General features: G+C 71.9%; 10 protein-coding genes and 1 pseudogene. 4 read left to right on the top strand and 7 right to left on the bottom strand.

Annotated features, from left to right (window positions below; genetic code table 11):
• Positions 1 to 221: 221 nt before the first annotated feature.
• A complete protein-coding gene (locus LNW72_RS00870) occupies positions 222 to 1,607 on the bottom strand; it encodes an IS1380 family transposase (RefSeq protein WP_250979968.1) in 1,386 nt (461 codons plus the stop codon).
• Positions 1,608 to 1,810: 203 nt separating this feature from the next.
• On the opposite strand from LNW72_RS00870, the gene LNW72_RS00865 reads away from it, so the two are divergent.
• Positions 1,811 to 2,374, top strand: coding sequence for an NAD(P)H-dependent oxidoreductase (locus LNW72_RS00865; RefSeq protein WP_250973511.1), 564 nt, complete (start codon positions 1,811 to 1,813; stop codon positions 2,372 to 2,374).
• Between the two features lie 99 nt (positions 2,375 to 2,473).
• On the opposite strand, the gene LNW72_RS00860 is transcribed toward LNW72_RS00865, so the two are convergent.
• Positions 2,474 to 2,944, bottom strand: coding sequence for a nuclear transport factor 2 family protein (locus tag LNW72_RS00860; RefSeq protein ID WP_250973510.1), 471 nt, complete (start codon positions 2,942 to 2,944; stop codon positions 2,474 to 2,476).
• A gap of 136 nt (positions 2,945 to 3,080) precedes the next feature.
• Here LNW72_RS00860 and LNW72_RS00855 point away from each other — a divergent pair, with 136 nt between their 5' ends.
• Both LNW72_RS00855 and LNW72_RS00850 read left to right on the top strand, forming a co-directional pair.
• The gene (locus LNW72_RS00855; RefSeq protein WP_308402130.1) at positions 3,081 to 3,539 is read left to right on the top strand and encodes an Imm21 family immunity protein; all 459 of its coding nucleotides are present in this window, start codon (positions 3,081 to 3,083) and stop codon (positions 3,537 to 3,539) included.
• Positions 3,484 to 3,828 (top strand): VOC family protein, encoded by a 345-nt coding sequence (locus tag LNW72_RS00850; protein WP_250973509.1) that lies wholly within the window; start codon positions 3,484 to 3,486, stop codon positions 3,826 to 3,828. Before LNW72_RS00855 ends, LNW72_RS00850 begins: the two co-directional genes overlap by 56 nt.
• Before the next feature lie 885 nt (positions 3,829 to 4,713).
• On the opposite strand, the gene LNW72_RS00845 is transcribed toward LNW72_RS00850, so the two are convergent.
• The 5 genes and pseudogenes from LNW72_RS00845 to LNW72_RS00825 all read right to left on the bottom strand — a co-directional run bounded on the left by LNW72_RS00845 (position 4,714) and on the right by LNW72_RS00825 (position 11,423).
• Positions 4,714 to 5,133, bottom strand: a complete 420-nt coding sequence (locus LNW72_RS00845) for a hypothetical protein (protein ID WP_250973508.1) — start codon at positions 5,131 to 5,133, stop codon at positions 4,714 to 4,716.
• A gap of 15 nt (positions 5,134 to 5,148) precedes the next feature.
• The gene (pcaB, locus tag LNW72_RS00840; protein WP_374117102.1) at positions 5,149 to 6,540 is read right to left on the bottom strand and encodes a 3-carboxy-cis,cis-muconate cycloisomerase; all 1,392 of its coding nucleotides are present in this window, start codon (positions 6,538 to 6,540) and stop codon (positions 5,149 to 5,151) included.
• Between the two features lie 646 nt (positions 6,541 to 7,186).
• Positions 7,187 to 9,114: pseudogene (locus LNW72_RS00835) on the bottom strand (FAD/NAD(P)-binding protein); the annotation flags it as partial.
• A 381-nt stretch (positions 9,115 to 9,495) separates the two neighbouring features.
• Positions 9,496 to 10,599 (bottom strand): 3-dehydroquinate synthase II family protein, encoded by a 1,104-nt coding sequence (locus tag LNW72_RS00830; RefSeq protein WP_374117101.1) that lies wholly within the window; start codon positions 10,597 to 10,599, stop codon positions 9,496 to 9,498.
• Positions 10,596 to 11,423, bottom strand: a complete 828-nt coding sequence (locus tag LNW72_RS00825; RefSeq protein WP_250973506.1) for a 2-amino-3,7-dideoxy-D-threo-hept-6-ulosonate synthase — start codon at positions 11,421 to 11,423, stop codon at positions 10,596 to 10,598. Before LNW72_RS00825 ends, LNW72_RS00830 begins: the two co-directional genes overlap by 4 nt.
• 593 nt (positions 11,424 to 12,016) lie before the next feature.
• Here LNW72_RS00825 and LNW72_RS00820 point away from each other — a divergent pair.
• Positions 12,017 to 12,793, top strand: coding sequence for an AfsR/SARP family transcriptional regulator (locus LNW72_RS00820; protein WP_250973505.1), 777 nt, complete (start codon positions 12,017 to 12,019; stop codon positions 12,791 to 12,793).
• Positions 12,794 to 13,673: the final 880 nt, after the last annotated feature.

Below are 13,673 nucleotides of genomic sequence, written 5' to 3'. Positions count from 1 at the left end.
TCCTGGAACGGTCTACCCCGCGACAGGACCGTTCCAGACAGGAGTGCCATGTCCACCATTCAGCCCGGATGCACCGGTCTGATTTCCGAGTGATCGTTTCGGGGTCTTGTGGCCGGTTGCTGGCCCGGCGGTTGCAGGAGGGTGTGGGGTAGCCGCTGGTCTGCCCAGCTTTTCCACATGTCCACAGGTCTCGGGCCCTTGCGGGCGGTTCGGATGGGTCGTCAGCGGTGTGGAGGCGCGTGCAGCACCGCGAACATCTGCGACCAGGCGTCGGCCCAGGGCCAGTTCACGGGCAGGTGGAGCGTCAGCCGTCGTGCTCCGCGTGCGATCCGGGCCGGCACACGTATGAGCTGGTCGCGCAGTGTGGCGGTGGTGGCTCTGGCGTGGAAGGTGGAGGCCAGGGTGCCCAGGGCGCGCATCAGGTTGTGGGTGATCGCGGCCAGGGCGAGCCAGGCGGCGTTGGCCTGGAAGTCGCCCGAGGGCAGGTGGGCCAGCGGCCCGCTTTTCAGGTCCGCGATCACCTGTTCCACGATGGCGTGTCGGCGGTGATCTCTTTCGGCGTCGACCAGCGACAGGGGCGAGTCGGTGAACGCGCAGTGGTAGCGGTAGGTACTGAACAGCTCGCCCTGGCCCTGGACTTGGGCGTCAGCGTTGAGGCGCTTGACCCGGCGCACGAGCAGGCGGGCGGTGACCTGCTGCTTCTTCGGCTTGGACGTGAACGCGGTGTAGTCGCGGACCTCGGCGATCTCCGCGTCCGAGACCCAGCACTGCCCCTCGGTGTCCCAGAGCGCCTTCGGGTAGCGGATCGCCGTCCACGCGTCCTCGTCGATGCCGGTGATCGCCTTCTTGATCGAGGCGTTCATCCGGGCGGTGACCGAGAACCGGGCGCCCAGCGCGCGGCAGGCGGCGATGACCTCGCTGGCGTAGAACGCGGAGTCTGCCCGCAGCACCAGCAGGCCGGTCGCGCCGCTGGCGCGGACGGTGCGCAGGGCCTCGGCGACGAACGAGGCGGCCCCGCGCACCGAACCACTGGCTCCTTTGCGCAGGCGGGTGGCGGCGATGACGGGGGCCGCGAGTGGGGTGGAGAGCACGGCCAGGAGCGCGTTCAGGCCCTTGACCTTGGAGTACCCGTAGCCCGCGCCCTGCTTGGCATAGCCGTAGGTGCGGCGGATCGTGTCGTCGATGTCCAGGTAGGCCACCGTTGCCGCGCCGGGCAGCAACGGGGTGTGGGACGCGAGTTGGGGCAGCAGTCGGCGGCCGACAGCGTGCAGTTGCTTCACGTGTCCGTGGGTGAACGCGCGCAGGAACGAGCCGAGGGTTGAGGGCGCGCGCACGCCGCCGAAGACGCGGTCCATTGCCCCGTGGCGCAACCGGCCCATGTCCGAGATGCTGTCCGCACCCGCCGCCATCCCCGCGACCAGGGCCATCACCTTCGCGGCCGGGAACGCGCCCACCCCGTCGGCGGTGACGGGCAGACGCACTCGCTCGCCGACCAGGCCGGGCAGCCCGCACCGATCGGCCAGGCGCAGCAGCGGCTCCAGGCCGCCGTAGGCGACCAGGGTCGGGTCATCGAACGCCGCCAGGACCGCTGCGGGGCATGGGAGGATTGCACGAGAGATGCCTTGCTGTACTTGCCGGATGGAACCCTAGGGGAGTCCCATCCTCGCAGGTCACAAGGCATCTCTTTGTTTCCGGGTTCCACGCTCAGCAGGCATGATCAACCGGTGCGTCCGGGTTCAGACCACGTCCATGGCGAATCATGAACTCGCTGTTTGCTCGGTTCACGGCATCGGGTCGGTAGGTTGGGTGAATGTCTACGCCGCCTGTGATTCTCTTGCTATCCGGAAGCCTGCGTGCTGGTTCCTCCAACGAGACTGTGCTGCGCACGGCACAGGCCGTGGCGCCGTCGCATCTGCGCACGGCCTTCTATGACGGCCTGGGGAGGCTTCCGCACTTCAATCCCGATGATGACACCGATCCGCTGCCGCCTTCGGTGGCCGAGTTGCGCGCGGCGATCGCCGAGGCAACTGCGGTCTTGATCTGCACCCCGGAGTACGCAGGCACTTTGCCGGGCTCGTTCAAGAACCTGCTGGACTGGACGGTCGGCGGTACTGAGATCTGCGACAAGCCCGTGGCCTGGGTGAACGCGGCTGCTCCTGGCCGTGGCCTGGGTGCGGAGGCCACGCTGCGGACGGTGCTCGGCTACACCGGCGCGTACATCGTGGAGGAGGCGTGCGCGAAAATTCCGGTGGACCACAGGATGGCTGACTCGGACGGAGTCATTGCCGATTCGGAGGCGCGCAAGCGGATCACCCACGTGCTCGGCCTGTTGGCAGGTCCCCGTGGACCGGCGACAAAGCCCGAGCAGGCATAGGGCCGGTTAGGTCATTCATGTCTGCGGTCATAGCCGGATTGCGGCGGCGCCGCCCTGCCCTCGCAGCCGAGGTTCGGCCAGGCCACCTCCGCTGCACTTTCACGCGTCGGCGGACGTGATCCGGGTGCCTTGGGCAGAGACCAGGCGCCATCCTGCAGCAGAGTCCGCTGTGAAGACGTGGGTGTAGCGGCTTCCGGCGGTGAAGGTGGTGCCATCAGAGTTGGCGAAGTTCATGTTGGTCCGCCCAACCACGATGCCAACGTCGCCGTGGCGACGGACAACAGCCTCCTCGGGGAAGGACTCGACGGCGGGAAATGTGACGGTTCCGGACGAGACCGCAGCGAGCAGGGCGAATCGGGGGACGACCGAACCGTCCTCGATGCTGACCAGGATGAAGTCGTCTGCCAGCAGTTCGCCCAGGCAGGCGGTGTCGGCGGAGACCAGCGCGTTGAAGAAGCGCTGGTCGTGCTCGACCAGCGCTGCACGGTCACCGAGATCAGCAGTGGGCATGATTGTTTGTTCCGTTCTGCGAGGGAGCAACTGCCACGGGTGTGTGGCAGCGGCTTCCACGAAGATAAGCCTTGACGCAGGCGTTAAGGCAAAGCGCTGCGGGGCCAGGTGCTCGCACGCCGGCTCGCGTAGGCGAGGAAAGCGCACAAGCCCTTGTCCAGGCCGACGAGCCTGCTCGCAGCTGTTACTGCCCTGAATATCGGGCCTCCTCCCTTGGGTCGCCGCCGATTCTGAGGCAGACCTGTTCGCGGCTGCCGAGGATGTCCTCGCAGACCCAGCGAGCGGGCAGCAGGAGTGCGGAACCTGGGAGACGGACAGCCCGGCGGTGCTCATGGACACCGACCAGGCCGGGCAGACCGCACCGCTCGGCCAGGCGTACCAGCGGCTCCAGACTGCCGTAGGCGACCAGGGTCGGGTCATCGAACGCCGCCAGGACCGCTGCGGGGGCATGGGAGGATTGCACGTGAGAGATGCCTTGCTGTACTTGCCGGATGGAACCCTAGAGAAGTCCCATCCTCGCAGGTCACAAGGCATCTCTTTGTTTCCGCGTCCCACGCTCAGCAGGCATCAACCGGTGCATCCGGGTTCAGCCAGTGATCATGACTGCCGACCAGGACGTTCTGGTCGGCTTCTATACGCAATTGTTCGGCGCTGAGGAGGTCTTCCGGGTCCCGGCGGAAGGCCCGGCCTTCTACCTCGGTTTGCGTATCGGTGACACCGACCTCGGGCTGGTGGCGAAGGCGGACGCGGGGACTTCGGCGGCGTCGCGGATCCTGCTCAGCATCGGTGTCGATGACGTCGACGAGACGCTCGGCCGGGTAGAGGCGCTGGGCGGCTCGGTCCGCTCCGGCCCCAACGACATGCCGTGGGGACAGCGCGTCGCCCACATCCAGGACCCCGACGGCAACCCGGTCAACCTTACGCAGCCGATCCCGGCCCGGTGACGCTGCTCCGGTGACGCTGGTTCAGGGGCGTGTGCTGCTCGTGGGCTACTGCCTGCGGTAGAGGTCGATGGTCGGCAGTGGCCTCGATGTTCGTCCGGACGAGCAGCGCGCGCAGCCGGTGGGTGGCGCGGGCGGGACCGGTACGGGGCTTGGTGAGGATCCGCTAGATCCCTCACGTTGCCAACGCGTCGAGTGGCGGTGGCGAGGTCGGTGGGCACAGCCGCGTTCGACGTGGACGCGTCCGGCGGCCAGGACCCGGTTGGCCTCTGCCTGGGCGGATGCGGGCCGGTGGGTGCGGGTGGCCGGGAAGCCGGTGACGACCACCGGATCGTCCCCGGCGTCGTCCAGGCCGAGGAAGCCCGGGCCGGCCAGGGCGCCGGGGCCGGCCGCATGCGGGTGGGCCAGGATGCGGTCGCGGCGGGCGGCGGTGATGTCGTGGGGGCGGCCGGGCCGGGCGGCCGACCCTGCTCGACCTGCTCGGCCTGCTCAACGCTCGGCCTGACCGGCCTGACCGGCCTGACCGGCCTGACCGGCCTGACCGGCCTGCCGGCGCGGGATTACGGAGCCGTGGAATCCGCCGGGGCTACGCGGCCGTGGAATCCGCGGACTCCCGCTCGGCCGGCCCCTGCCAGTGCGATGCGTGTCCTTGCGCGGTCGTGCGCCGGGCACCCCGCCTGCCCCCGACGACCGGCGCCACCACCGGATCCACGACCGGCGTCCGGACCGGCACCCCGTCCTCCCGCCATGACTGGCACCCCGCCCTCCCGCCATGACCGGAACCCCGTCCTGCCGCCAAGACCGGCGCCACGGCCGGATCCAGGACCGCCACCCCGCCTACCGCCCGGAGCGGTGCCAGGTCCGGTGCTTGGGGGTGGGTGGTGGGTGTTAGATCGCGGCTGCGCGGAGGCGTAGTGCGGTCGGTGCGGGGGGCAGGAGGATGCGGTGGGGGGTGGGGGTGCGGGCGGAGAGGATCTCGCGTAGGAGGTGTTCGCGTTGTTGGGGGCTGCCGGGGCGGCCGGGCAGGACGCGTTGCCATCGGGTGTCGGGGCGGGGGCCGGTGGCGGCGGTGGGGTGGTGTTCGGCGCGGTATTCCAACAGGACGCTGGCGTCGAGGCCGGGGGGCAGCCGGGTCAGGCCGATCAGGATGCGGGTCTCGGGGAAGTGCACGGCGATGGTGTCGAGCAGGCAGGACACGTGGAGGGCGTCGGCGAGGAGGGTGTCGCCGATGATCAGGGCGAAGCGCAGGGCCAGTCCTTGGCTGTGCAGGGCCGGGCGTCCGCGCGGGGGGCTGGGTGTGGCGTCCATGGCGGCAGATTCCCCTCAGGGCGTGGGTCCGGTGACGGGGCGCGGGGGTGGGGTGGTGAGGGCGGCGTCGACCAGGGCGGCGGCGGCTCCGGTGTAGGTGGTGGGGTCGAGGAGGTCCGCGAGGTCGGCGGCGTCGAGCAGGCCGTGGAGTTCGGGGGCGCCGGCCAGGATCGCGCCCAACGGAGTACCGGTGCTCTCGGCGGTGTGGCAGGCCCGGGTGATGAGGTCCTTCGCGGTGCGGGCGCCCAGGTGTGGGGCCAGGGTCCGGGTCAGGCGTTCCGAAACGATCCGGCCGCCGGTCAGGTGCAGGTTGGTGTGCATGCGGGCGGGGTCGACGACCAGGCCCGCGGTGAGTTCGGCGGCGGTGTGCGCGGCTCCGCCGGCCAGTCTCAGGCATTCGCGCAGCAGGGCCCATTCGGCGTGCCAGGCCCCGGCGGAGCGTTCGTCCTCCGAGACCAGGCACTGGGTCAGGCCGGCCGCGATCACCGGGACCTGCAGGGCCGCGGAGCGGATCAACGTCGCCAGGACCGGGTTGCGTTTGTGGGGCATCGCGGAGGAGGCGCCGCGCCCGGCGGCGGCGGGTTCGGTGACCTCGGCCACCTCGGTCCTGGTCAGGCCCTGCACGTCGATGGCGATCTTGCCGAGGGAGCCGGTGGTGAAGGCCAGGGCCGCGGCGAGGTCGGCGAGGGGGGTGCGCAGGGTGTGCCAGGGCAGGACGGGCCGGGCCAGGCCGGTCTCCCCGGCGTACGCGTCGGCCAGCCGGTCCAGCTGGTTGAGCGGGTCGTCGGGTGCGGGGCGGGGGCCGGGCGGAAGGTATCCGGCCAGGGTCCCGGCCGCGCCGCCGAGGCTGAAGGGCAGGTTGCCGTCGAGGAGCCGGTCCACGCGCAGCCGGGCATCGCTGACCAGGTGGCGCCAGCCGGCGGCTTTGAGGCCGAAGGTGGTGGGTGCGGCGTGCAGGGCCAGGGTGCGCCCGGCCATGGGGGTGTCGCGGTGTTCGCGGGCCAGGGCGGTCAGGGCGTCGATGACGCGGGTGAGGTCGCCGCGGATGATCCGCAGGGTGCGGTCGGCGACGAGCATGGCCGCGGTGTCGAGGATGTCCTGACTGGTGGAGCCGTGGTGGACGTACTCGGCCGCGGCGGGGTCCTGCGCGGCGACCAGCGCGGTCAGTGCGTTGACCAGCCCCACGACGGGGTTGGCGCTGAGCCGGGAGCCGCGGGCCAGGGCGGTCAGGTCGAAGCGGTCGGCGTGCGCGACGTCGGTGATGGTCTTCGCCGCTGTCGCGGGCAGGGTGCCGGTGGTGGCCTGGGCGCGGGCGAGGGCGGCTTCGGCGTCGAGCATCGCCTGCAGCCAGGCGGTGTCGCACACCGCGGCCTCGGCGGGAGTGCCCGCCCGGACGGGAGACAGCAACCCCGCATCCAACCCCGGCGGCTCTCCGGGGTCCGCCGCCGCCACGGGCGCCACCTGCCCCGACCCTACGACCAACGCCGCCGCAGGCGCTGCTGCGGACACGGCCCCGGCCACCACCCCGGACGCCGCCCCCGATCCGGGCGCGGCCTTGCGGCCGTCTGCCGTGCTCGGCGCGGCACCCGCCGCGGCTGCCGTTGCCGGCACCGCCCCCGTTGCGGCCACTGCTCCGGACGCCGCCCCCGATCCGGGCGCGGCCTTGCGGCCGTCTGCCGTGCTCGGCGCGGCACCCGGCGCGGCTGCCGTCCCGGATGCGGGTTGCGGGGTGTCCGGCCCGGTGGGCGCCGCCGGTGGTCGAGGGTGCGGGTGCCGGGTCATGTCGTCACCTCGGTGAGCCGTCCGTCCGCGGGAGTGCTCTCGGTGAGCTGTCCCTCCGCAGGAGCATGGTCGGTGCGCCGTCCGTTCGCGGAGGCGTGGTCGCTGAGCCGTCCCTCCGCGGGAGCGCCGTCGCTGAGCCGGCCGTTCGCGGGAGCGTGGTCGGTGCGCCGTCCCTCCGCGGGAGCGTGTTCGGTGAGTTGGCCGTCCGCAGGAGCGTGGTTGGTGCGCCGTCCGTTCGCGGGAGCGTGGTCGGGCAGCGGGTCGTGGTCGTGGGTGTGGGGCGGGCCGGGGACAGGGCCAGCACGGCGCGGGCGACGGCGTCGGAGTCGCCGAGGGTGACGGAGTTGACGCCGGGGCGCACGCCCGCGGCGGTGGCCCAGTGGACGGCTTCGGTGGGCACGCCGAACGCGAAGCGCCGCGGATGCGGGCGGCCTTGGGCGTCGACGAGCCGGTAGGGGCGGCGGGTGACGTCCAGGCCGCCGGTTTCGTAGAGGCGCCCGCAGGCGGCGGGGATGCGGAAGGGCCGGCACTGTCCGGTGGCCAGCAGGTGCCGCAGCAACGGGTCGGCGGTGTGGCGCAGGTCGGGTTCCGGGAGGCGGGCCTCGATCAGGGCGGTGGCCCGGTGGACGGCGCCGGGCACGGCGGGGGAGTGGGCGAGGAACGCGGGCCCGGTGGGGTCGAGGGTGACGCGGATGTTGCTGCCGACGATGTCGAGGACGCCGGCGTCGATCAGGGCGGTCATCTCCTCGATGCGGGAGACGGGCGGCCCGATCGACACAAACGCGTTGAGGCCGGTGTACCAGCCGTCGAGTTCGTCGCGGTGGGAGTCGCCGTCCAGGCCGGCGTGGTCCACCACGAGCCGGATCTCGTTGCGCAGGTCACGCAGCACGTCCAGCGCCGCCTTGTGCGGGTCGCGCACGTTGCCGGCCCGCGCCCGGCGGATGTCGTCGGCCAGGTGGGCCAACAGGCGCTCGCGGAACGCGGCGGGGCCGCTGAAGGTGTCGGTGCCGAAGGGTGGGCGATGCTCTCCCAGCTCCAGCGGTCGCGGGGTGCGACGGCGAACCGGTCCAGGACCGCGCAGCGCTCGGGTCCGTCGGCGGCCCGCAGGTAGGCGGTGACCAGGCCGGCGGCGTGCGCGGTGCGGCCCTGGGCGCGAAGGAGCGTCTCGTAGTAGACGCTCTCCACCTCCTGGGCGATCAGCGGCCACAGGCTCGCGAGGAACTCCAGCCGGTCCTCGTGCTGGTGACGCCACGTCAGCTCCCCGATCCTGTGCGGGGTCAGCAGCCGGGGGGTGTGGCGGCCGGTGACACCTTTCTGGTTCTGGCCGCGCGCGTGGTAGGGCACGCCGCGGCGCGAGCCCGCGATCAGGTGCGGTTCGCGGCCGGAGGGCCGGTAGCGCAGGTGGGTGCGGTGGTCTTCGAAGACCCCGCCGCGGCCGGTGGTCAGCAGCGCCATGTAATCGAAGAAGTTCAGCCCCAGACCGCGCAGCAGCACCGGCTGACCGGGGGCCAGCACGGACAGGTCGACGTCGGCGGGGTTGGCCGGCGCCAGGTGCGTCAGCCGCAGCTGCTCCGCCTGCCGGGCGATGGCCTCGGTTCGCGTGGAGCGCAGATGGCCGAGGGTCAGCACGACCGCGTCGCAGTGCGGCAGGCGGGTGCCGTCGGCCAGCGTCAGCTGCTGCAGACCGCCGTGCTCGCCGCCGACGTCGTCCAGGGCCACCGCGCGCGAGCGGTGCACGGTCACGCTCAGGTGCGCGGGCGCGGCGGCCACCACCCGGCGGAACGCGTCCTCGAGGTAGCACCCGTACAGGGCGCGGGTGGGGTAGGAGTCGGCGCCCAGGGCGCGGGCCTCGGCCAGCGTGCGGTCGTCGTACCCGCCCTGGATCTCCTGCAGGCGGTCCAGGGCGGCCAGGCGGCGGGCCCAGTCCAGGAGGCTGGGGCCGGTGGTGACCGGCCCGGCCATCTCCACGGAGTCGTCGGTGTAGAGGGTGACCTGCGAGGCGACGGTGTTCATCAGCAGGTCACGGGGCTGGTCGGTGCGCCAGACCTGGCCGGCGCCGGGCCGGGCCGGGTCGACGACGTGCACGCTCAGCGCCGTCTTCGCGGCCGATGCCCGCTCGTTGGCGCACAGCCGTTCCAGTACGGACAGGCCGCGTGGTCCGGCGCCGACCACGCAGACGGTGAACCGGTGCGCGCTCATGAGGCATCCCCGCGGACGGTGAACGGGGTCGCGCTCACGGGGGCATCCACCCGGACGGTGAACCGGTGCGCGCTCACGGCGCCGACCCCGCGGACGGTGAACCGGTGCGCGTTTACGGGGCATCCCCGCGGACGGTGAACCGGTGCGCGCTCATGAGGCATCCCGCGGACGGTGAACGGGGTCGCGTTCATGGGGGTATCCACCCGGACGGTGAACGGGGTCGCGCTCACGGGGGCATCCACCCGGACGGTGAACCGGTGCGGGCTCACGGGGGTATCCACGCGGACGGTGAACTGGGTCGCGCTCACGGGGCGTCCTCCCTTCGGGCCGGGCGCGGTCCGGGGCGGGGCGGGCTTGCCCCCGGCCCCGGACCGCGGGGGATCACTTCTCGAGGCAGAACTCGTTGATGGGGTAGCCGACATGGCGGTCCTGCAGCGGCAGGTAGCCCAGTACCTTGTCGCCGGGCTTGAGTTCGGTGCTGTTCAGGACGGTGCCGCCGGGGCCCAGGACCCGCACGTGCCAGTCGTCCTGCAGGATCAGGTTGGCCGTGCGGCCGTCGGGTGCGACGGCGTCGACGGACAGCAGCGGGCGTGTCTCGATCTTGACGCGGCCCACGGTCACCAGCCGGGTCCTGCCGTGGATGTCGACGGCGGTGACCTTGCTGCCGGCCTTCAGCTCGCTGAGGTAGCTGGTGCGTTCGTCGGCGGCCAGCGTGTAGGAGTGGATGGCGCCGGCGTTGACGCGGAACGGGCGGGTGGGCATGTAGGGCAGCGGGTGCGTCTCGCTGACGCACAGGATCATGCCCTTGGAGTGCGAGCCGACCAGGATGCCCTCGTCCTGGCGGAAGTAGGTGGCGGTGTCCACGCAGGCCCGCTCGCCCATCCCCACATGCGCGGTCGCGGTGATCTCCAGCTCGACGAGGTCCAGGTCGGGGACGGTGGTGCGGGCCGCGGCCTTGAGCGCGGTGGCATCCCCGACCCGGGACGGTGCCATCATCACCCCGTCCGAGCCGAGTTCCAGCACCCCGAAGATGATCGCCGCCTCCTCGGCGTCCGCCGCGACGGTGATCAGGCTGCCCTCGGCCGCCGCGGCGGCCGCGATCACGATCTCCAGCGGGATCTTCGTCGGGTCCCGGAACAGCAGCACGCTCCACTTCTCGGTGCGCCCGCTGCGGCAGGCGTCCTCCAGCGTGGCCGCGTCGGTGATCTCCACGAAGCGCCCGAACTCGATCTGGGGGTGGCGGGCGGCCAGTTCGGCGGGCTCGCCGTGCTTGGCCGGGTCGACCACGACGATGTCGGCGGCGCCGAAGTCCTCGGGCAGCGCCCCGCCCTGCGGGAAGAGAATCTTCTGGACGGTGGGCGGCAGGCCGGCGAGGTCGTCGGGCCGGTCGGCCACGATGCCGTCCACCCGGGCGTGCAGCGCCTCCTGGAGGATGGCCTGCTTCGCGGAGCCGACGGTGCGGATGTCGATCCAACTGAGCTTCACAGCACACCTGTCAATCGTGAGGACGGGAGGGGAAGAGGGAGGGGGAGCGTCGCGGTCAGCGGGGGGTGGAGGATGTCGGCGAGTTCGCGCACCGCCTGCGCGGGCGAGGGGGCGGTGAAGATCCGCCGTCCCACGGCCAGGCCCTGGCAGCCGGCCCCCAGCGCGGTGCGGGCGAAGTCGGGAAGGCTCTGGCGGGTGTCCGGGCCGCCGGCGACCAGCACCGGGACCGGGCAGGCCGCAACCGCCTCGGCCATCTGTTCGACGGATCCGGCGAACACCGTCTTGACCAGGTCCGCGCCCAGGTCCGCGGCGATGTTCGCCACATGCGCCACCAGCTGCGGCGCGATGGGTGCGGTGATCCGCGGCCCGCGCGGGTAGATCATCGCGAGCAGCGGCATGCCCCACCGGCCGCACGCGGCCGCCACCGCCCCCAGGTCGGCGAGCTGGGCGCCCTCGGTGACGGACCCGATGTTGACGTGGACGCTCACCGCGTCCGCCCCCAGCCGCAACGCCTCCTCGACGTCGCCGACCAGAACCTTGGCATCGGTGTCCGGGCCGTGGGCGGTACTGGCGCTCAGGTGCACCAGCAGCGAACACGACGCCAGCAGCTGGGGGTCGATCTGCCGGGCCCGCCCTTTGTGCACCACGATTCCGTCCGCCCCGCCGGCGACGATGTCACGCACCAGGTTGTCGAATCCGCCGGGCGTGGCGATCGGCCCGTCGGAAACGGAATGATCGAGGGGAACGAGGAGGAGGCGGCCATCCCCGTGTCCGGACAGTCTGGCCAATCGCAATGAGGTACCGGGAAGAGCGGATCGCACCATCAGGCACTCCTTGTCGGGAGCTCGGGGGTCCTGCAGGACGAATGGGCCGCAACGGCGTAACTCATCCGCTCACACCGCGGAGCGATTTCTCCCCCCGGCACGTTCCGAAGCCTCGCAAGCGCTGTACAAGAAACGCCCGACAAACGTTCAAACACCAGACCAGGACGCCGGAGCGCCGCCCGGAGCAGCCCGGAAGGCGAAATTCCTGAACCCCCGTGGGGGCGGAGGAACTGCGCTACCATCCCCCACGGGAAACGTATAGTAAAAATTCGACACGCCCCCCGGTGGGCAACCGGTGTGCAACTGAAGAGAATTACCGGTGCGCGGAACCGTCCGCGGCCGTGTGCAACTGAAGAGAAATTCCACGCGACCGGACTTCGACCTCGCCGCGAGTTCCCTCACGTATACATGGCCGAATTTCGCCCTAGGAATCGAGAATTCGATGCGTATGTTGAAACCACGTTGAGTTTCGGACGGCCGGATCGGCCTGGGCGTCCACACCCACGGGGGTATCTGTGTACGTTTCCAAGCATCCGACGGACAAATTGCCGCAGCGCGGCTTCTTGTATGAGAAGGATAAGGAAAGTAGCCCCGTGCAATTCGGGGTGCTGGGCCCGCTGCGCATCGCGGTCGCCGGATCGGCCGCCGACGTCGCGGTCGCCCCGAAGGTCCGCACGGTGCTGGCCATGCTGCTGCTGCACACCGACCAGGTGGTCCCGGTGCCCGCGCTGATGCGCGATCTGTGGAACGAGCGGCCACCGGCGACCGGGCTGCGGACGCTGCAGACCTACATCCTCAACTGCCGCAAGCTCCTCGCGCAGCTCACCGGCAGACCGTCGGCCGACATCGCCCGCGACACGCTGGTGACCCGGGCCGGCGGATACAGCTTCACCAGCGCGTGCGGCCCGGTGGACTGGCTGGACTTCCAGCGCCTGACCGACCGCGGCGGCAAGGCGATCGCCGCCGGCGACGACCGCTCGGGCATCCAGCTCATGGAACAGGCCCTGGAGCTATGGCGGGGCGACGCCCTGGCGGACGTGCCGGCCGGCCCGGTCATCGAGGCCAAACGCCGCCTGCTGGAGGAGTCCCGGCTGGGCGCCATCGGCGTACTGAGCGAAGCACGCATCAGGAAGGGGATGCACCGTGAGGTCACGGCCCAACTGGTCGCGCTCACCAGCGAGCATCAGCTCCACGAGGGGCTGCACGCCCAGTACATGCGGGCCCTGGCGCTGAGCGGACGCCGCGCGGAGGCGCTGGAGGTCTTCAGCGACCTGCGGGTCCGGCTCGCGGCGGAGATCGGGATCGACCCGGGCTACCCGCTCCAGCAACTCCAACTGGCCATCCTGAAATCGCACACCGGCGACATCTGACCCGCCCCGCCCCGCCCGCCCCACCGCGCGGGCGACACCTGCCGTGCCGGCCCGCCCCACCGCGCGGGCGGCACCGGCCGTGCCGGCGGCAGGCGTCGCACCGGCGACAGTCACCTCACTGACAACAGCCACCGCACCTGCGCCGCACACCCCGGGCACGGCAAGCACCTCAGGCACGGCAGCCACGTCGCGTACGGCAAGCACCTCGGGTACGGCAGCCACGTCGGGTACGGCAAGCACCTCGGGTACGGCAGTCACCCCGGGCACGGCACGCGCCTCGGGGACCATCCGCAGGTCGGGTACGGCAGCCATCTCGGGTACGGCTTCCTCGGGCACGGCACGTGCCATGGGGATCGCACACACCTCGCGGGCGGCACGCACCCCGGGTAGGACAGGTGCCTGGGGTGCGGTGCCGGCCGGGTGGGACCGTACGGGGCATACGACGGGTCCCTGGGGCCGCCGGGGTCGTTGCTGCCGGCGCGGTACGGGATCCTCGCCGCGCGCCAGCCGCGCGCGGACGTCGCGGACCGTCCCGGGGGAGATGCCGGCCTGCGCGGCGATCTCCCGCAGCGAGGCCGCCGGGTTCTGTGTGATGAGCCGGCTCGCGACCCTGCGCCCCTCGGCAGCGCTCAGCGGACGCACCCGGCCGTCCCGGCCGACCCGGACCCGCTGGCCGGCCACGCTGCCGCCGGCCCGACTGCGCTGCACCGCGACGGTCTTGGCCGACAGTTCCGTCACCGACGCGATCGCCCGGTCCGACCAGTGCGGGTGCACCCGCACCAGCCGGGCCGCCTCGGCCCGGCGCTCCGACAACGACCGCGGCGAGCGGTGCCCGCCGCCGGAACCCGACCCGCCGCCCGGACCCGACCCGCCGCCGGAA

Source organism: Streptomyces sp. RKAG293, from assembly GCF_023701745.1.
GTDB lineage: Bacteria > Actinomycetota > Actinomycetes > Streptomycetales > Streptomycetaceae > Actinacidiphila.
This window is presented reverse-complemented; position numbering and strand designations above follow the sequence as displayed.